This window comes from Staphylococcus pseudoxylosus, from assembly GCF_003697915.1.
GTDB lineage: Bacteria > Bacillota > Bacilli > Staphylococcales > Staphylococcaceae > Staphylococcus > Staphylococcus pseudoxylosus.
The window spans coordinates 164,129-183,972 of the sequence record NZ_RCVN01000001.1 but is presented as its reverse complement, the minus strand read 5'-3'; the positions used below and the strand labels follow the sequence as shown (position 1 = coordinate 183,972).

At 33.1% G+C, this 19,844-nt stretch carries 15 protein-coding genes, 1 riboswitch and 1 other annotated feature; all 15 genes read left to right on the top strand.

Translation table 11 applies throughout. The annotated features are described in order from the left end of the window. Window positions 1-265: 265 nt before the first annotated feature. The 15 genes from D9V42_RS00895 to rpmI all read left to right on the top strand — a co-directional run bounded on the left by D9V42_RS00895 (window position 266) and on the right by rpmI (window position 19,835). The gene (locus D9V42_RS00895) at window positions 266-1,384 is read left to right on the top strand and encodes a citrate synthase (protein WP_107555172.1); all 1,119 of its coding nucleotides are present in this window, start codon (window positions 266-268) and stop codon (window positions 1,382-1,384) included. 112 nt (window positions 1,385-1,496) lie between these two features. Next, complete coding sequence (icd, locus tag D9V42_RS00890; protein WP_122062501.1) at window positions 1,497-2,762, top strand: NADP-dependent isocitrate dehydrogenase; 1,266 nt, start codon at window positions 1,497-1,499, stop codon at window positions 2,760-2,762. Between the two features lie 490 nt (window positions 2,763-3,252). Further along, the gene (locus D9V42_RS00885; RefSeq protein WP_107531411.1) at window positions 3,253-3,963 is read left to right on the top strand and encodes a response regulator transcription factor; all 711 of its coding nucleotides are present in this window, start codon (window positions 3,253-3,255) and stop codon (window positions 3,961-3,963) included. Beyond that, window positions 3,963-5,651 carry a two-component system histidine kinase PnpS gene (pnpS, locus tag D9V42_RS00880; protein ID WP_122062499.1) on the top strand — a complete coding sequence of 563 codons (1,689 nt, stop codon included), beginning with the start codon at window positions 3,963-3,965 and terminating at the stop codon, window positions 5,649-5,651. Before D9V42_RS00885 ends, pnpS begins: the two co-directional genes overlap by 1 nt. Window positions 5,652-6,072: 421 nt before the next feature. Next, window positions 6,073-8,703: a DNA polymerase I gene (gene polA, locus D9V42_RS00875; RefSeq protein ID WP_122062497.1), complete on the top strand. Its 2,631-nt coding sequence runs from the start codon at window positions 6,073-6,075 to the stop codon at window positions 8,701-8,703. A gap of 15 nt (window positions 8,704-8,718) precedes the next feature. Next, window positions 8,719-9,591, top strand: coding sequence for a bifunctional DNA-formamidopyrimidine glycosylase/DNA-(apurinic or apyrimidinic site) lyase (mutM, locus tag D9V42_RS00870; RefSeq protein ID WP_107555176.1), 873 nt, complete (start codon window positions 8,719-8,721; stop codon window positions 9,589-9,591). Between the two features lie 15 nt (window positions 9,592-9,606). Beyond that, complete coding sequence (gene coaE / locus D9V42_RS00865; RefSeq protein ID WP_107555177.1) at window positions 9,607-10,227, top strand: dephospho-CoA kinase; 621 nt, start codon at window positions 9,607-9,609, stop codon at window positions 10,225-10,227. A 282-nt stretch (window positions 10,228-10,509) separates the two neighbouring features. Beyond that, window positions 10,510-11,535: a type I glyceraldehyde-3-phosphate dehydrogenase gene (gene gap / locus D9V42_RS00860; protein WP_107555178.1), complete on the top strand. Its 1,026-nt coding sequence runs from the start codon at window positions 10,510-10,512 to the stop codon at window positions 11,533-11,535. Window positions 11,536-11,862: 327 nt separating this feature from the next. Further along, window positions 11,863-12,333 carry a transcriptional regulator NrdR gene (gene nrdR, locus D9V42_RS00855; protein WP_107555179.1) on the top strand — a complete coding sequence of 157 codons (471 nt, stop codon included), beginning with the start codon at window positions 11,863-11,865 and terminating at the stop codon, window positions 12,331-12,333. Then, window positions 12,334-13,713, top strand: coding sequence for a replicative helicase loading/DNA remodeling protein DnaB (locus D9V42_RS00850; RefSeq protein WP_122062495.1), 1,380 nt, complete (start codon window positions 12,334-12,336; stop codon window positions 13,711-13,713). It abuts the gene before it with no gap. After that, window positions 13,714-14,637: a primosomal protein DnaI gene (dnaI, locus tag D9V42_RS00845; RefSeq protein ID WP_039069385.1), complete on the top strand. Its 924-nt coding sequence runs from the start codon at window positions 13,714-13,716 to the stop codon at window positions 14,635-14,637. Window positions 14,638-14,987: 350 nt separating this feature from the next. Continuing rightward, on the top strand, window positions 14,988-16,925 hold the full coding sequence (thrS, locus tag D9V42_RS00840; protein ID WP_122062493.1) for a threonine--tRNA ligase: 1,938 nt from the start codon (window positions 14,988-14,990) through the stop codon (window positions 16,923-16,925). 59 nt (window positions 16,926-16,984) lie between these two features. Continuing rightward, a riboswitch (Lysine riboswitch) is annotated at window positions 16,985-17,159 on the top strand. A 215-nt stretch (window positions 17,160-17,374) separates the two neighbouring features. Beyond that, window positions 17,375-18,865 carry an amino acid permease gene (locus D9V42_RS00835; RefSeq protein ID WP_122062491.1) on the top strand — a complete coding sequence of 497 codons (1,491 nt, stop codon included), beginning with the start codon at window positions 17,375-17,377 and terminating at the stop codon, window positions 18,863-18,865. Window positions 18,866-18,925: 60 nt separating this feature from the next. After that, window positions 18,926-19,054, top strand: a sequence feature (ribosomal protein L20 leader region). A 23-nt stretch (window positions 19,055-19,077) separates the two neighbouring features. Next, entirely contained in the window at window positions 19,078-19,605 is a 528-nt protein-coding gene (infC, locus tag D9V42_RS00830; protein WP_039069398.1) for a translation initiation factor IF-3, read from the top strand. A 29-nt stretch (window positions 19,606-19,634) separates the two neighbouring features. Beyond that, window positions 19,635-19,835 (top strand): 50S ribosomal protein L35, encoded by a 201-nt coding sequence (gene rpmI, locus D9V42_RS00825; RefSeq protein WP_002507378.1) that lies wholly within the window; start codon window positions 19,635-19,637, stop codon window positions 19,833-19,835. The last annotated feature ends 9 nt before the right edge of the window (window positions 19,836-19,844 follow it).

Sequence of the window (19,844 nt, the reverse complement as noted above, 5' to 3'; positions counted from 1 at the left end):
TTAGTATAATAATACATTAATTATTTGTTATTAATCATGATAACCAATTAAAATGCTATAAAAATTGAAGTGAGACAGTTTCCATATTAAAATGAATTTATAACAATGCAAGAGATAGAAGTGTGTTAAAGGGCATATAAATAAATAAGTATTTCATATTGATTTGATAAGAAAATACACTCAAAATATTCACAAAAGAGTCAAGATTGGATATAATGAGTTGTGAAAGCCATTTCATAATGAAATAGAAAAGGGGAATTTATATATGGCAGAGTTACAGAAAGGTTTAGAAGGGGTAATTGCATCTGAAACGAAAGTAAGTTCTATTATCGATAGCCAATTAACTTATGCTGGTTACGATATTGATGACTTAGCACAGAATGCTGAATTTGAAGAAATCATCTTCTTATTATGGCATTATCGATTGCCAAATGAGGATGAATTAAAAGACTTAAAACAAAAGCTTTTTGAATATATGACTTTAAATCCTAGAGTGTATAACCACTTTAAAGAATACGCGACAGGCAACGTTCATCCAATGACAGCTTTAAGAACTTCAGTTTCATATATTGCTCATTTTGACGAGCATGCAGAAGATGAAGAAGAAAGTCAAACACTGGACCGAGCTATACGTATTCAAGCCAAAATTGCTTCATTAGTTACGGCTTATGCACGTGTGAGAGAAGGAAAAGACATTGTTAAACCAAGTAGTGATTTAAACTATGCGGGGAACTTCTTGTACATGTTAAGAGGAGAACTACCTTCTGAGATTGAAATTGAAGCATTTAATAAAGCACTGGTATTACATGCAGATCATGAATTAAATGCATCAACATTTACAGCTAGATGTGCAGTATCTTCATTATCAGATATGTATTCAGGAATTGTAGCGGCTGTTGGTTCATTAAAAGGGCCACTTCACGGCGGTGCAAACGAACGTGTAATGAGCATGCTATCTGAAGTGAAATCTATTGATGAAGTCGATGAATATATTGATAATAAAATTAAAAACAAAGAAAAAATCATGGGCTTTGGACACCGTGTTTATAAAGATGGTGATCCAAGAGCTAAATACTTAAAAGAAATGAGTAGAAAAATCACTTCTGAAACAGGACAAAGTCAATTATTTGATATTTCAGTGAAAATTGCAGATAAAATGAAAGCTGAAAAAGGTTTAATTGCCAATGTCGATTTCTTTAGTGCTACTGTATATCATAGTATGAATATTGAGCATGACTTATTCACTCCAATCTTTGCAGTGAGTAGAACTTCTGGTTGGATTGCTCATATCTTAGAACAGTATAGAGATAACAGAATCATGCGTCCAAGAGCTCAGTACATTGGTGAAACGAATAGAACTTATGAACCAATCGAAGAAAGATAAAAAAATAATTAAATAAGAAATTTTATTTATAAAATTGAAATTATAATCAATTCATGTATGATAGTGGTTAGTACAACTAAAATAGAACTCAAAATGACGGAGGTTTTTTTACATGGCAGGAGAAAAAGTAGTTAAAACAAATGAAGGTTTAACAGTACCAAATAATCCAATAATTCCATTTATAATTGGCGACGGTATCGGCCCTGATATCTGGAACGCAGCAAGTCGCGTAATTGACGCTGCAGTTGAACAAGCTTATAACGGCGAAAAGAAAATTGAATGGAAAGAAGTATTGGCTGGTCAAAAAGCTTATGATGAAACTGGCGAATGGTTACCTAAAGAAACGCTCGAAACAATTGAAGCATATTTAATTGCGATTAAAGGTCCATTAACTACACCAATTGGTGGCGGTATTCGTTCACTAAATGTTGCATTACGTCAAGAGTTGGATTTATTCACATGCTTACGTCCAGTACGTTGGTTCCAAGGGGTACCTTCACCTGTAAAACGTCCTGAAGATACTGATATGGTCATTTTCCGTGAAAACACTGAAGATATCTATGCTGGTATTGAATTTAAAGAAGGTACGCCAGAAGCAAAAAAATTAATTGACTTCTTACAAGACGAAATGGGCGCTAAAAACATTAGATTCCCTGAAACATCAGGTATCGGTGTAAAACCAGTTTCTAAAGAAGGTACTGAGCGTTTAGTTCGTGCTTCTATTCAATATGCTATAGATAATAATCGTAAATCATTAACTTTAGTACATAAAGGTAATATTATGAAATTTACTGAAGGTGCTTTCAAACAATGGGGTTATGATTTAGCTCATAATGAATTTGGAGATAAAGTATTTACATGGCAACAATATGATGAAATTGTTGAAAAAGAAGGCAAAGACGCTGCAAATGCTGCGCAAGATAAAGCTGAACAAGAAGGAAAAATTATTGTCAAAGATTCAATTGCTGATATCTTCTTGCAACAAATTTTAACACGTCCAGCTGATCACGATGTAGTAGCTACTATGAACTTAAATGGTGATTATGTATCAGATGCATTAGCTGCACAAGTTGGTGGTATTGGTATTGCTCCTGGTGCCAATATCAACTATGAAACTGGACATGCAATTTTCGAAGCAACACATGGTACTGCACCTAAATACGCTGGATTAAATAAAGTGAACCCATCATCTGAATTATTAAGTGCTGTATTAATGTTAGAGCATCTTGGATGGCAAGAAGCTGCTGATAAGATTACAAGTTCAATCGAAAAAACGATTGCTTCTAAAGTTGTAACTTATGACTTTGCACGTTTAATGGACGGTGCAACAGAAGTTTCTACTTCTGACTTCGCAGACGAATTAATTAAAAACCTATAATTATATATAATCAAAGGTAAGCTACCTTGAATTAAAATCAACAGATAAGTCTGGGACATGATTAGATGTCTCGGGCTTTTCTTTTTTCTAGTTATCTGAGAAATAACAAAGAGAAATTTTTTATTTTTTATGTTCAAATTTATAAGGGCAAATGAACTAGAGCGAGTAGAAAATAGTATCTTTATTTTAATGTAAAAGTGTAATTTTTTCATGATGTTAGTTGAGGCTCGCTTGACTATCATGTAATAAGTGTTCATATTATGAATTAAATGTTAAGATTTTATTAACAAAGGGTAATTAGAATGGTGTAATAATTCAAGCGGATTTGTTTGATTCTTTGTATAGTCTAATGTAGCAAAAATCGCGTGTATATTGGTATAGTTTAGCAATCAACGCATTGTAAAGTTTATGTTAAAAAATTTTAAACTATGTTATTTTTATTAAAATATAAGTTATAATTAATTTGTAAACACAATTATGGAGGTATACTATGTCACAAAAAGTACTTGTAGTAGATGATGAACAATCAATCGTAACCTTATTAAAATATAATTTAGAGCAAGCCGGATACATAGTAGAAGTGGCTTATGATGGAGAAGATGCATTAGAGAAAGTTAACTCTACAAATCCTGAATTGATTGTGTTAGATGTCATGCTTCCCAAAAAAGATGGTATAGAAGTTTGTAAATCAATTCGTTCTGATAAAAACTTAGTGCCTATTTTGATGTTAACTGCCAAAGATGATGAATTTGATCGTGTTTTAGGTCTTGAGTTAGGGGCAGACGATTACATGACTAAACCATTTTCACCTAGAGAAGTGGTAGCAAGAGTAAAGGCGATATTGAGAAGATCAGCAATTGTTAATGAGGCAGTACCAGTTGAAAATGATGAAGATGATATACTGATTGGATCAATAAGAATTAGACCAGAATATTTCGAAGTGTATAGAGAAGATGAATTGCTAGAATTGACTCCAAAGGAGTTTGAATTATTATTATATCTTATTGAAAGACAAGGCAGGGTGATTACCCGCGAGCATATGTTGAATTCAGTATGGAATTATGAATTCGCAGGAGACTCTAGAATTGTGGACGTACATATTAGTCATTTGAGAGATAAATTAGAAGAAAACCCTAAACAACCGAAACTCATTAAAACAGTTCGTGGATTAGGGTATAAATTGGAAAGACCCAAAGTCTAATGCTTAAGTTTCACCAAAGACTTTTATTTTTATTATGTACCATCGTTATTATTAGTTTTTTAATATTGGGTACAATTATTACACACGTAATCCATAACACGATTACAACTGGTCAAGAAGGCGATTTAGAACATCAAGCTCAACATTTTGTTAATCTTTATAATGATGATAAAAAAGATGAGATGAGTGATGTTGCTAAAAGCGAAGAACTTACAGTGTATATTAAAGAAAATGACGATGTCTTGTTTTCGACTAAACAAGGGACACAAATTAATAATGATATAAATAATCCTGCTATTCCTTCTAAATTGACCTATGATAAGCAAAATGATGACCATAGATTTACCTTTAAGACATCTATAAATGATAAAGATGTTTTAATTAGTGGTATAAATAATGAGATTTTAGAAATACAGATTGAAGTCTGGAAATATATAGCGATTATTGGTTTGTTTGTTTTAATCATTATATTTTTAGTTGTTAGAAGCATTAATCGAACATATATCAGACCAATCAATGAGGTGACCTACGCCACAAATCTATTGGCTGAAGGCTATTATCATGTAAGAGTACCAGAAAGCAATGTCAAAGAGACAAGAGAACTGTTTGTAACTACTAATGAGTTAGCACGTAGATTGCAAAGATTAAACCATAAACAGAAACTGCAATCAAATAGGTTGAAAACAACTGTTGAAAATATTCCAAGTTCGATTTTAATGATTGATAAATATGGTGAAATTGTTGTAGCAAATAAATCGTTTTATCATGTATTTACGCCAGATGAAGCTGTTGAACATAAAAGCTATGTTGATTTTACAGATGTTAAATTACAAAAGCTAATTACTGAAGCATTTAAAGTTGAGAAACCTATTTATGATCAAATTAAATTAACTATAGATCAAGTACATGAGAAATATTTTGATACAGCCTGCGTTCCCATATTATCAAGAACAAGGAAAAATCTTTATGGTATGGTCATTGTTTTACATGATATAACGAACCTTAAAAAACTGGAGAATTTAAGACGTGAATTTGTAGCTAATGTTTCTCATGAATTGAAAACACCGATTACGTCAATTAAAGGATTTGCGGAAACCTTATTAGATGGTGCTAAAAACGATGAACAAACACTCAATGACTTTTTACAAATTATTTCTAAAGAGTCTGATCGTATAGAAACTTTAGTTTTTGATTTATTAGATTTATCGCACGTAGAACAACAAACAGAAATAGAAACAGCATATATGAGTTTGTCAGATATTGCAGAAACAACAATTAAGAATATGCAAAAAATTGCAGAAGACAAAAATATTACTATAATTAATGAAATTGATTCTGATATTGTTATTGATGCAAATCAAGACAAAGTATCTCAAGTTGCACTTAATTTATTATCAAATGCAATTAGTTATTCTAAGGAAGATAGTGATGTAATAATTCGTGTTTATAAAGACGAACAGAAGCGCATCATGGAAGTACAAGATTTTGGTATTGGTATAAGCGAAGAAGATCAAAAGCATATTTTTGAACGCTTTTATCGGGTTGATAAAGCACGAAGTAGGGATTCAGGTGGTACTGGACTTGGTTTATCTATTACTAAACATATTATGGAAGCACATGGTGGTAGAATTAATGTCTATAGTGCAATTGGTAAAGGGTCAACGTTCAGAGTTACTTTTTTTAAATAGCGTTTGTAAATAAAAGTTATGATGATTGAGTTATGAATGTGACAATTATTAAAGATGTATATGGAATTCAAATAACATATAAAAAGCATCGTATCTGTGTTCGGCACTAACACTAATTTGTGCTATGGAGTATTGTGCGTGAGTTAGAAATCGACGTCTGAAATTTAAATTCGGCGTCGGTTTTTTATGCTTTTTAAGTGGAATAACTGGTATAACATTGAAATTTTAAACGTATATTTAAAAGGGCTAAACGTGTTAAGCTAGTCATAGAATCAAATGATTTATATTTGATCATTGCATGGAACTACATACTTCACAGTTAAAATGATGATTATAAAATAAGGTAAAACAATGTTTCGATATAGGTTAGTTAGTAATTTATGCTAAAATGTTAAATAAATATGTGTTGGAGGTTAAAATAGTGAATAAATTAATTCTAATTGATGGTAATAGCCTGAGCTTCAGAGCCTTTTATGCTTTACCACTATTACAAAATAAAGCAGGTATACACACTAATGCTGTGTATGGCTTTGCAATGTTACTAGAAAAAATAATCAAAGAAGAACAGCCCACACATTTTCTTGTTGCGTTCGATGCAGGAAAGACTACATTTAGACATGATAAATATAATGAATATAAAGGTGGACGTCAAAAAACGCCACCCGAGCTGAGTGAGCAATTTCCTTATGTAAGACAGTTGTTGGATGCTTATCAAATTAAGAGATATGAATTAGAAAACTATGAAGCCGATGATATTATAGGGACATTAAGTAAAGAGGCTGATGACGCACAATTTGAAACGATTATTGTCACAGGTGATCGCGACTTAACACAATTAGCGACGGATGATGTTACAATTTATTATACTAAGAAAGGTGTGACAGATGTTGATCATTACACACCTGATTTTATTGCGGAAAAATATGACGGTTTAGTTCCTAATCAAATCATAGATATGAAAGGTTTGATGGGTGATGCATCAGATAATATCCCAGGTGTAGCTGGAGTCGGTGAAAAAACTGCAATCAAGTTGCTAAAACAATTTTCAACCGTGGAAAACGTTTATGAACATTTGGATGAAGTTTCTGGTAAGAAATTGAAAGAAAAACTAGAAAATAGTAAAGATGATGCTTTGATGAGTAAAGCGCTTGCAACTATTAATTGTGAAAGCCCTATTGAAGTATCACTCGAAGATACAAAACTGCCAGAGCATCCAGATACTTCAGCTAAAATAGATTTATTCAAAAAACTAGAATTTAAACAATTGCTTGAACAAATAGATGTGGATGGAACACAGTCTACAGCTGAGGAAAAAGAATTAAATGTAGAATCTGACTTTACAAATATTGACTTTAAATCTTTAACTTCTGCAACTGTTCATTTTGAATTGGATGGCCCCAATTATTTGAAAGATGATATTTTGAAATTTGGAATGTTTGATGGTGATCATCATGTTGTTGTTGATGCAACAACTATTCATGATAATCCTGAACTTATAGCTTGGTTAGAGGATGACACAACAGAAAAAAATGTTTATGATGCTAAAAAAACGTATGTTGTTGCGCACAGGTTAGATATATCGATTAAAAATATTATGTTTGATGTGATGCTTGCAAGTTATATTATTGATCCATCTCGAGCTATTGATGATGTAAACTCTGTGGTTAGCAATTACGGTCAATATTATGTTCAACAAAGTGTTGAAGTATATGGTAAGGGTAAGAAAAGACATTTACCTGAAGCCGATGTTTTGAATCGTTATGTTGCAACAGTGATAGAAGCGATTAGTCAAGTGAAACCAATCATGCAAGAACAATTAATCGAATATAACCAAACGGACCTGTTAGATAATTTAGAACTACCATTAGCGCGCATTTTAAGTGATATGGAAGAAACTGGTATTTACACTGTGGCTAGTGATTTAGAAGAAATGGAAAAAGAAATTCAAACAAAATTGGATGTATTGATTGATAATATTTATCAAGCTGCAGGAGAATCGTTCAATATTAATTCTCCAAAGCAATTAGGTGTTGTATTGTTTGAAACATTAGAATTACCAGTAATTAAGAAAACAAAAACAGGATATTCTACTGCAGTAGATGTACTTGAACAATTACAAGGACAACATCCAATCATTGAATATATATTAGAGTACAGACAACTTGCAAAGTTACAATCTACTTATGTTGAAGGCTTACAGAAGGTTATAAGTGATGATAATAGAATCCATACAAGATTTAATCAAACATTAGCACAAACAGGTAGATTATCGTCTATTGACCCAAATTTACAAAACATCCCTGTCCGTTTAGAAGAGGGTAGAAAAATAAGAAAAGCATTTAAATCTAGTGATGAAAACAATGTTATTTTTTCTGCGGATTACTCGCAAATCGAACTTCGAGTTTTAGCTCATATCACACAAGATGAAAGTATGAAGCAAGCATTTATTAATGATGATGATATTCATACGGCAACGGCGATGAAAGTATTTGGTGTAGAACCTGATGAAGTAGATGGCATGATGCGTAGACAAGCTAAAGCAGTTAACTTTGGCATTGTTTATGGTATTAGTGATTATGGTTTAAGCCAAAGTTTAGGAATTACACGGAAACAAGCTAAACAATTTATTGATGATTATTTAGATAGTTTCCCTGGTGTAAAGCAATATATGGAGGATATCGTCAAAGATTGTAAAGCACAAGGTTATGTAGAAACCTTGTTACATCGTCGTAGATATATTCCGGATATAACTAGTAGAAATTTCAATTTGCGTGGTTTTGCTGAGAGAACTGCAATGAATACGCCAATTCAAGGTAGTGCTGCTGATATAATTAAATTAGCTATGGTTAACTTTGATAAAGAAATTAAGCATACAGATTTTCACGCAAAATTATTATTACAAGTACACGATGAATTAATATTTGAATTACCGAAAGATGAAGTGGAAGCATTCAGTAAATTTATAGAAGAAATCATGGATAATGCCCTTGAACTAGATGTTCCATTAAAAGTAGAGTCTAGTTATGGTGCTACATGGTATGATGCAAAATAGAAAGAAGGTACTTAAATGCCTGAACTCCCAGAAGTAGAACATGTAAAAAGAGGTATTGAACCGTTTGCTACCGGTCAAAAAATTGAATCTGTTATATTTTCAGAGAAAGTTAAGGCAGGCAAGGCAAGTCAACGTGAAACCATAATTAAAGGTATGGCATTAGATACATTCCAAAAATTCACAGAACAATATGTAATTAAAGAGATTGAACGTCGTAGTAAATATATTGTGTTTCACCTCGAAAAAGATAACGAAGAAAGAATACTCATCAGTCATTTAGGTATGGCTGGTGGATTCTTTGTGGTTGATAAAATTGAAGATATTAGTGTGCCAAATTATAGAAAACATTGGCATGTTATATTTAAGTTAGATAATGATAAATTGCTAGTTTATTCAGATATTAGACGATTTGGAGAAATTAGAAATGTACCTGATTTTGAGGCGTATCCGTCATTTTTAGAAATTGCTCCAGAACCTTTTGAGGAAGATGCAAAAGGGCATTATTTAGCTTGGTTTGCTAAAAAGATGTATCAAAATAAGCCTATTAAACAAATGATTTTAGATCATAGGGTGATTTCAGGTTGCGGTAACATATACGCTTGTGAAGCATTATTTAGAGCTGGGATACATCCAGCTCGGTTATCAAAATCATTAAACAATCAAGAACGAGACATATTATTTTATTATGTTCGAGATGTGTTAGAATCGGGTATAAAATATGGTGGAACAAGCATCTCCGACTATCGTCATGCAGATGGCAGTACTGGAACGATGCAACAACACCTTAATGTTTATAAACAAAAGGTTTGTAAGGTTTGTGGAAACGACATAGAAACGCAAGTAATTGCAACTAGAAACAGTCATTTCTGCCCTACTTGCCAAAAATAAAGGAAGAGTGAGAATATGCCAAAAGTTATAGGACTAACTGGTGGTATCGCATCAGGTAAATCGACAGTATCAGAACTATTAACAGCACACGGATTTAAAGTTGTAGATGCAGATATTGCATCTCGACAAGCTGTTGAAAAAGGAACTGAAGGACTAGCACGCGTCAAAGAGGTATTTGGCGATGAGGCAATAGATGAAGATGGGAATATGAATAGATCGTATGTTGGTGAAGTTGTTTTTAATCAACCAGAGAAGAGATTGATTTTAAATGAAATCGTTCATCCAATTGTTCGCGATATAATGGAAGAAGAAAAGGAAACGTATCTTGAGCAAGGTTATAATGTGATTATGGATATTCCATTGTTATTTGAAAATGATTTACAAGAAACTGTAGATGAAGTGTGGCTAGTGTACACTTCTGAAAGTATTCAAATAGATCGATTGATGGAACGTAATGACTTATCTATGGAAGAAGCGAAAGCACGTGTCTATAGTCAAATATCAATTGATAAAAAACGTAGAATGGCAGATCATGTCATAGATAACAGAGATACTAAATTAGAACTTAAACAAAATTTAGAAAATTTGTTGCTTGAAGAAGGTTACATTGAGAGTGACACAGAAGAAGCACAATAATAGAATTGTAAAATCATCCAGTTTTCGTTATGAAAATTGGATGATTTTTATATATAAACATAAAGAAGTTATTTAACAGTGCATATTGCAACAATCAATAATGCTACATATGATGTTTTGAATAAGAGGTTTGAAATTGAATTGTATGATTTTGTGTAACGAAAAGTATAGATTATTTGAAATTAAAAAAATTTACATTTGTTTTAGAAAACGCTTTCTTAAAATCTAATTTATGTTATACTATTTCCATAAAGTATAACACTAAAACGAGGGGTGCTTCGAATGACGACAAATATTGCGATTAACGGAATGGGTAGAATAGGTAGAATGGTATTGAGAATTGCGCTCAATAATAAAGATTTGAATGTAGTAGCAATTAATGCCAGCTACCCAGCTGAAACAATTGCTCACCTGATTAATTATGACACAACACATGGTGCATATGATTTAAAAGTAGAGCCAACGGAAGCGGGTATTAAAGTGAATGACCATGTCATCCAATTGGTATCTGATAGAAATCCGGAAAACTTACCTTGGGAAGAATTGAATGTTGATATAGCAATAGAGGCAACAGGTAAATTTAATCATGGAGATAAAGCAATTGCGCATATTAATGCAGGTGCTAAAAAAGTATTGTTAACAGGACCATCAAAAGGTGGCGATGTGCAAATGATCGTCAAGGGTGTAAATAGTGATCAATTAGACATAGAGCAATACGATATCTTTAGCAACGCTTCATGTACAACAAATTGCATTGGACCTGTCGCTAAAGTTTTAAATGATGAATTTGGTATTCAAAATGGATTAATGACTACTGTTCATGCTATTACTAATGATCAGAATAACATCGACAACCCTCACAAAGATTTAAGACGTGCACGTTCATGTAATGAAAGTATTATCCCAACTTCTACAGGTGCTGCAAAAGCGTTAAAAGAAGTCTTACCTGAATTAGAAGGGAAACTACATGGTATGGCTTTAAGAGTACCAACGAAAAATGTATCTTTAGTAGACTTGGTTGTAGATTTAGATGCAGATGTAACGGCAGAACAAGTTAATCAAGCATTTAAAGACAATGATTTACAAGGTGTTATTTCAACTGAAGATGCACCATTAGTATCAATGGATTTCAATACTAATCCACATTCTGCTATCATTGATACACAGAGTACAATGGTTATGGATGATAATAAAGTAAAAGTAATTGCATGGTACGATAACGAATGGGGCTATTCAAATAGAGTTGTGGATGTTGCCGTTCAAATTGGTCAATTACTGAAAAGTGATGTTGCAGCAGTAACATATTAAAACTAAAATTATGCCTGTAATAGCAATATGATGATATTAATTTATAAACTCCTTCTAAGTTAGTTTGAATTTAAGCATACTAACTTAGAAGGAGTTTTATTTATGTTATTAACACAACGAGGAATTAGAAGCTAGATATATTCAAATATTTGGTGTAATGAAGTATCCTTTTATAGTAGGAGTTGTCATCAGAAAAATATATAAGGGTTAGTTTGAAATAATTCAGCATTAATTCTTATATGCTAAATTGTGTAATAGCGATTCTTTTGTGACATGCATATTTATAGTATAATAGAAGATAATCATAAATGAGAGGGTGATAATTCGATGAAATGCCCGAAATGTAATTCGACTCATTCTCGTGTTGTAGACTCTAGGCATGCAGATGAAGTTAATGCGATTCGTCGTAGAAGAGAATGTGAAAACTGTGAAACAAGATTCACAACCTTTGAACATATAGAGAAAAGACCACTTATCGTGGTGAAAAAAGATGGAACCCGGGAGCAATTTTCGCGTGAGAAAATATTAAATGGTTTAGTACGTTCTTGTGAAAAGAGACCGGTTCGTTACCAACAATTAGAAGATATTACTAATAAAGTAGAATGGAAGTTGCGTGATGAGGGACACGCAGAAATTTCTTCTAGAGAAATAGGAGAGCATGTGATGAATCTACTTATGCACGTAGATCAAGTGTCCTATGTACGATTTGCTTCTGTTTATAAAGAATTCAAAGATGTAGATCAATTGTTGCAATCAATGCAAGGTATATTAGTAAATAATAAACGGAGTGATTCGTAAATGGGGTTACAATCATATGATTATGGATTGAGACCACATGATAATTTTACTATCGTGCGTGAATTTTATTTAAATAATAATCATTTAGAAATCTTGAACAGATTGTTTACACCGATGATAGGCGCTAATGCGACAGGGCTATATCATTATTTAAACCAATTTGTGGACCACGAAGTAGATGCGGTGTTGACGCACTATATTATTATGAGTGAGTTGAAAATTAATCTATTAGAATTCAGAAAAGAAATGGATTTATTGGAAGGTATTGGATTGGTAAAATCTTATGTAAATCATAACGAGCAACATTCCTCATTTGTTTACGTTCTTAATCAACCTCCTACTGCGAAACAGTTTTTCAGTGACCCTATGCTATCAGTTTATCTATATAGTGAGGTGAGCAAACAACGTTACCAACAATTAAAACGTCACTTTGAAACTAAAAATGCTATAGACTTAAATAGTTATCAAGATATAACGCGCACATTTACTGATGTTTTTAAAATCCCTAATAAAGCATTAACACAAGATACAACATACATCCAAGATGATAAGCCGTATGAAGGTTTAGACCTTACACGCGTTCACTTTGACTTTGAAACATTATATGATTTATTGCAGAATCATTTTATTAGTTCAAAAATTGTTACGAATGATGCTAAAGCGTTAATAACACAAATTGCAACATTATATGGTTTGACGCCTGAATCGATGAAGCGTATTATTTTAAAATCGATAACGAGTGCGCAAGAATTATCTTTTGAAGAATTAAGAAAACACGCACGTACTTATTATTTAATGGAACATGAGCAACAGTTACCTAATTTACAAGTTAAATTAGAAAAAGATAATGTTCCTTCACAAGTAAACACTTCTGAAGAAACGTCAAGTCAATCTGATAATTGGTTGGTACAATTGGAGCAAACAAGCCCAATTGATATGTTAGCATCGTGGTCAGAATCTGAACCGACGACACAGCAAAAATTCATGATTGAAGAATTGATTGAACGTGAAAACTTATCTTTTGGTGTTATTAATATTCTATTGCAATTTGTTATGTTGAAGGAAGATATGAAGTTACCTAAAACTTATATTTTTGAAATAGCATCAAATTGGAAGAAAAAAGGTATTAAAACGGCTGAACAGGCATATGAATATGCAATGAAAGTTAATCAACCTAAAAAAGACTCTTATCCGACCAAAAATAGATATAAACAAAAACAATTAGCTTCTAGAGAGATGACACCGAAATGGTTAGAAGAGCGAGATGAGAAACCAGAAAAAGATAACGAACAGCATAACGTCGAAGAGGATGAGAAGCTAAAAAATGACAGAGAGCAATTTTTAAATCAATTAAAAAATAGATGGAAGGAGGGCGAATAAATGAAATCTTTTAATAATATCATGGGAGAGTCAGATGATTTATCAAAGCGCATAGAAAAAATAAAAAAAGATGTGATTAATGATTCTGATGTTAAACGCTTTTTAAATGAGCACCAATCAGAATTGACAAACGCTATGATAGATGAAGACTTAAATATTTTACAAGAATACAAAGACCAAGTGAAACACTATGATGGACATGCTTATAAGGATTGTCCTAACTTTGTAAAAGGCCATGTTCCAGAACTATATATTGAAAGTAACCATATCAAAATTCGTTATTTACCATGCCCGTGTAAGATAAAGTACGATGAAGAAAGGTTTAACTCTCATCTAATTACTTCACACCATATGCAACGTGATACTTTAGACGCTAAACTTGAAGATATTTATATGGATAGAAGAGATAGATTAGATGTTGCGATGGCAGCAAACAAAATTTGCGATAAAATCACGAAGCACGATCCTCAAGTTAAAGGACTATACTTGCACGGCCCATTTGGCACAGGGAAGTCATTTATTTTAGGCGCCATTGCGAATCAGTTAAAAACGGAAAAAATTCCTTCTACTATTGTCTATTTACCTGAATTTATTCGTTCACTTAAAGGCGGCTTTAAGGATGGAAGCTTTGAAACAAAGTTATCCAGAGTGCGAGAAGCAAATATTTTAATGTTAGATGATATCGGTGCTGAAGAAATTACACCATGGGCTAGAGATGAAGTCATAGGGCCGCTATTACATTACAGAATGGTACAGGAATTACCAACATTTTTCAGTTCTAACCTAAGCTTTGAAGAATTAGAATATCATCTTTCTGTAACACGTGATGGTACTGAGAAGACCAAAGCAGCTCGAATCATGGAACGTATCAAAACTTTGGCGACACCTTATTATTTAGAAGGAAAAAATTATAGGAACGATTGAAATCTAAAATAAATGTTGTATAATATAACTAAATCTAAATCAAACGAAATGAAACGAAGATACGATTGATATTTCACTGCTTCACAGAGAGCCATTGGATGTTGAGATATGGTAAGTATATTTATTGATTACTCCTTCGTCAGTGATGTTGTAATGAACATCCGGCTCAAGACCGTTATCTTACGTAGAGAGAAGCTATTTTGTATTTATGCAGAAAAGTTTTAATTTAGGGTGGTACCACGAAGACCTCGTCCCTTTTTAGGGATGAGGTCTTTTTGTTTTCTCTGCGATTATTGATAAATTGTATTTCGCTTTGATTTAAGTGCTTGAATAAATAGGAGGAATGTTAAATGGACCAAATTAATATAAAATTTCCAGATGGTAATGCGAAAGTGTTTGATAAAGGCACAACAACAGAAGATATAGCACAATCAATAAGTCCAGGATTAAGAAAAAAAGCCGTAGCTGGAAAGTTGAATGGTCAATTAATTGATTTAACTAGACCAATTGAAGAAGACGGCGATATAGAAATCGTTACACCTGGTACAGATGAAGCTTTGAAAGTGTTACGACATTCAACAGCCCATCTTATGGCGCAAGCATTAAAACGTTTATATGGAAATGTAAACTTTGGTGTTGGTCCCGTAATTGAAGGCGGTTTTTATTATGACTTTGATATGGAAGAGAGTCTTTCCTCGGATGATTTTGAGAAAATTGAAAAGACAATGAAACAGATTGTTAATGAGAATTATCCAATTGAGCGTAAGGTTGTTTCTCGTAACGAAGCTAAAGCATTTTTCTCAGAAGACCCTTATAAATTAGAACTTATAAATGCAATTCCTGAAGATGAAAATGTCACATTATACACTCAAGGTGAATTTACAGATTTATGTCGTGGCGTGCATGTACCTTCTACTTCAAAAATCAAAGAATTTAAACTATTATCGACAGCCGGAGCTTATTGGCGTGGTGATAGTAACAACAAAATGTTACAACGTATTTACGGTACAGCATTTTTCGATAAAAAGGATTTGAAAGCACACTTACAAATGCTTGAAGAAAGAAAAGAACGTGATCATCGTAAAATTGGTAAGGAACTAGAGCTATTCTCAAACAATCCATTGGTAGGCGCTGGTTTACCACTTTGGTTACCAAATGGTGCAACAATCCGTCGAGAAATTGAACGTTACATCGTAGACAAAGAAGTGAGTATGGGTTATGACCATGTTTACACACCGGTTATGGCTAATGTTGATTTATATAAAACATCTGGTCACTGGGATCATTATCAAGAGGATATGTTCCCAACTATGAAACTTGATGAGCATGAAGAAATGGTGCTTAGACCAATGAATTGTCCGCATCATATGATGATTTATGCTAATAAACCACATTCATATCGTGAATTGCCAATAAGAATTGCTGAATTAGGCACAATGCACCGTTATGAAGCAAGTGGAGCTGTGTCAGGTTTACAACGTGTACGTGGTATGACTCTAAATGATGCGCATATCTTTGTTCGTCCGGATCAAATTAAAGAAGAATTTAAACGTGTTGTTAATCTAATTATTGATGTATATAAAGACTTTAACTTTGAAAACTATAGCTTCAGACTAAGTTATAGAGATCCAGAGGACAAAGAGAAATACTTCGATGACGATGAAATGTGGAATAGAGCAGAGAGCATGTTGAAGGAAGCTGTTGATGAGTTAGGCTTAGATTATGAAGAAGCCATTGGTGAAGCGGCATTCTATGGTCCGAAACTAGATGTACAAGTACAAACTGCAATGGATAAAGAAGAAACATTATCTACAGCACAACTTGATTTCTTATTACCACAAAAATTTGATTTAACTTATATTGGTAATGATGGAGAACAACATAGACCAGTTGTTATACATCGTGGTGTTGTTTCAACTATGGAACGTTTTGTTGCGTTTTTAACTGAAGAAACAAAAGGAGCTTTCCCAACTTGGTTAGCACCTAAACAAGTAGAAATCATCCCTGTAAATGTTGATTTACATTATGATTATGCGAGACTTATTCAAGATGAGCTTAAGTCACAAGGTGTTCGAGTTGAAATTGATGACAGAAATGAAAAAATGGGTTATAAAATTAGAGAAGCACAAATGCAAAAAATCCCATATCAACTTGTCGTAGGTGATAAAGAAGTAGAAAATAGTGAAGTGAATGTGAGGAAATATGGCTCACAAGATCAAGAAACTATAGAGAAAGACGAGTTTATTTGGAACTTGATCGATGAGATTAGATTGAAAAAACAAAGATAGTCTTGAAAGTAATGTAGAAATCATGTATATTACAGGTTAGTGAGTTAAAATAAAATTAAATTTGAGTTAGAGGTTGCATTTTTAAAGAGTAAGTATTCAGAAGCCGTATGGGGCGTATGTTGAATTCATGAAAGGTAAAAATGCCGAAACTGGTGTTGACCATTGACACAATATCAGTTGGGACAGTTATCGAAAGAGACTGGACTGTCACATATGTGATGTGCTACCTATATAAATGCTATTATTAAAATGGTTGCATATCTAATAGGTATGCAACCATTTTGTTTTGGTTGAGTGATTAAAAGAATACTTTTACGGGATAGAGTGGAAATTGTAGTGAATGTAGTGGCACAACTATTTAGTGCTGCGTTTAAGTTTTTCATACTATAAATCGTATGTTTTAATCATAATAGTAAGTTAGCCTCTAAGTTTAAAGAAAGGACGCTTCTATGGCAAAACAAGAAAATCAAAGCAATGGAGTTCAAAGAGGATTAAAAGATCGTCATATTTCCATGATTGCGATTGGCGGATGTATTGGAACAGGACTATTTATGACTTCGGGTGGAGCGATTCATGATGCCGGAGCTTTAGGTGCACTATTAGCTTATGCAATTATTGGGGCAATGGTCTTCTTCCTTATGACGTCATTAGGAGAGATGGCGACATATTTACCAGTATCAGGGTCATTTAGTACTTATGCTACACGTTTTGTTGATCCTTCACTAGGATTTGCATTGGGTTGGAATTATTGGTTCAACTGGGTTATCACGGTTGCGGCAGATGTTACGATTGCAGCACAAGTTATACAATATTGGACACCTTTAACCGGGATGCCAGCTTGGGCTTGGAGTTGTCTATTTTTATTAATTATTTTTGGACTTAATGCATTATCTGTTCGTGTATATGGTGAAAGTGAATACTGGTTTGCATTAATTAAAGTAGTTACGGTTATCATATTTATAGGAATTGGTTTACTAACTATCTTAGGGATTATGGGTGGAGAATTTGTTGGTTTTGATACCTTTACTAAAGGTGGCGGACCAATACTAGGTGATGGACTAGGAGGTAGCTTATTAACTATCTTAGGTGTATTCTTAGTTGCTGGATTCTCATTCCAAGGAACTGAACTGATTGGTATAACTGCAGGTGAATCAGAAAATCCAGAACGCGCTGTACCAAAAGCAATTAAACAAGTATTTTGGAGAATATTGATTTTCTATATTATGGCAATTTTTGTTATTGGTATGTTAATTCCTTATGACAGTGCAGCATTAATGGGTGGAGGCGACGACATTTCAACATCGCCATTTACACTTGTATTCCAAAATGCAGGATTAGCATTTGCGGCATCATTTATGAATGCTGTCATATTGACTTCAGTTCTATCTGCGGGTAACTCAGGTATGTACGCATCAACGCGTATGTTATATTCAATGAGTAAAGATAAATTAGCATATCCTGTATTTGGTAAAACAAATAAATATGGTGTACCTTATGTATCATTATTAGTCACAGCGCTTATCGTAATAGGTATATTTGTATTACAACATTTAAGTGGTGATGCTTATGAATATATTGTTGCTGCTAGTGGTATGACAGGATTTATCGCATGGGTTGGTATTGCAGTCAGCCATTATAGATTTAGGAAAGCATTTGATAAACAAAATTATGATAAGTCAAAATTAAAATACAAAGCTAAGTTATTCCCGTTCGGTCCAATATTTGCAGGTGTACTCTGTGTACTTGTTATAATAGGGCAAGATGTAGACTTTATAAAAACGGGTGATTTCAATCTAAATAGATTCGTTATAACTTATATGGGCATACCTGTATTTTTAGCATTTTTCATTTATCATAAATTGAGATACAGAACGAAAATCGTTCCGTTAGAACAAGTGGATTTACGTCAAGACGTTGATATGGATGAAATTAATAAATAGCAAAAAAACAGTTGACTAATGTCATTATTGTTGTTATGATAGGTAACGTTGAATACGAAACGAACCAAGTAGAAGCTCCCGCTTCTCACCTGTTGCGACGCAAAAGCTGTTGGCAGGTCTTATATATGCATGATGTAGTCATGCGTAGAGGAGAGCGGGTATATTATATACTCGCTCTTTTTGCTTGGGATAATTTCGTAAAAATCTTGGAGGTGTCAACCATAGCAAAAGATCAGACTCAAGTTAACGAAAAGATTCGTGCAAAAGAATTACGCTTAATCGGTCAAGATGGAGAACAAATTGGTGTAAAAACTAAGACAGAAGCTCTAGAAATGGCAGATAGAGTAGGTTTAGACGTAGTCATTATGGCTCCGAACGCTAAACCACCTGTTGCTAGAATTATGGATTATGGTAAATATAAATTTGAACAACAGAAAAAAGAAAAAGAAATGAAGAAAAAACAAAAAACAATTAACCTTAAAGAAATACGTTTAAGCCCAACTATTGAGGAACATGATTTCCAAACTAAGTTGAAGAATGGACGTAAATTCTTAGAAAAAGGCGACAAATGTAAAGTTTCAATTCGTTTCAGAGGTCGTGCGATTACGCATAAAGAAATTGGTCAACGTGTTTTAGAGAAATTTGCAGATGAATGTAAAGATATCGCTACAGTTGAACAAAGACCAAAAATGGATGGACGCCAAATGTTTATTACATTAAGTCCAATCAATGAAAAATAATAATAAGATATTACAGGAGGAAATGAATCATGCCTAAAATGAAAACACACCGTGGAGCAGCTAAACGTGTTAAAAGAACTGGTTCAGGTAAATTAAAACGTTCTAGAGCTTTCACATCTCATATGTTTGCAAACAAAACAACTAAACAAAAACGTAAATTACGTAAAGCTTCATTAGTATCTAAATCAGATATGAAACGCGTAAAACAATTATTAGCTTACAAAAAATAATGACTAAAA

Coding starts and splice junctions, on each gene's coding strand:
- D9V42_RS00895 (WP_107555172.1), top strand. CDS start 266: ATGGCAGAGTTACAGAAAGGTTTAGAAGGGGTAATTGCATCTGAAACG.
- icd (WP_122062501.1), top strand. CDS start 1,497: ATGGCAGGAGAAAAAGTAGTTAAAACAAATGAAGGTTTAACAGTACCA.
- D9V42_RS00885 (WP_107531411.1), top strand. CDS start 3,253: ATGTCACAAAAAGTACTTGTAGTAGATGATGAACAATCAATCGTAACC.
- pnpS (WP_122062499.1), top strand. CDS start 3,963: ATGCTTAAGTTTCACCAAAGACTTTTATTTTTATTATGTACCATCGTT.
- mutM (WP_107555176.1), top strand. CDS start 8,719: ATGCCTGAACTCCCAGAAGTAGAACATGTAAAAAGAGGTATTGAACCG.
- coaE (WP_107555177.1), top strand. CDS start 9,607: ATGCCAAAAGTTATAGGACTAACTGGTGGTATCGCATCAGGTAAATCG.
- gap (WP_107555178.1), top strand. CDS start 10,510: ATGACGACAAATATTGCGATTAACGGAATGGGTAGAATAGGTAGAATG.
- nrdR (WP_107555179.1), top strand. CDS start 11,863: ATGAAATGCCCGAAATGTAATTCGACTCATTCTCGTGTTGTAGACTCT.
- D9V42_RS00850 (WP_122062495.1), top strand. CDS start 12,334: ATGGGGTTACAATCATATGATTATGGATTGAGACCACATGATAATTTT.
- dnaI (WP_039069385.1), top strand. CDS start 13,714: ATGAAATCTTTTAATAATATCATGGGAGAGTCAGATGATTTATCAAAG.
- thrS (WP_122062493.1), top strand. CDS start 14,988: ATGGACCAAATTAATATAAAATTTCCAGATGGTAATGCGAAAGTGTTT.
- D9V42_RS00835 (WP_122062491.1), top strand. CDS start 17,375: ATGGCAAAACAAGAAAATCAAAGCAATGGAGTTCAAAGAGGATTAAAA.
- rpmI (WP_002507378.1), top strand. CDS start 19,635: ATGCCTAAAATGAAAACACACCGTGGAGCAGCTAAACGTGTTAAAAGA.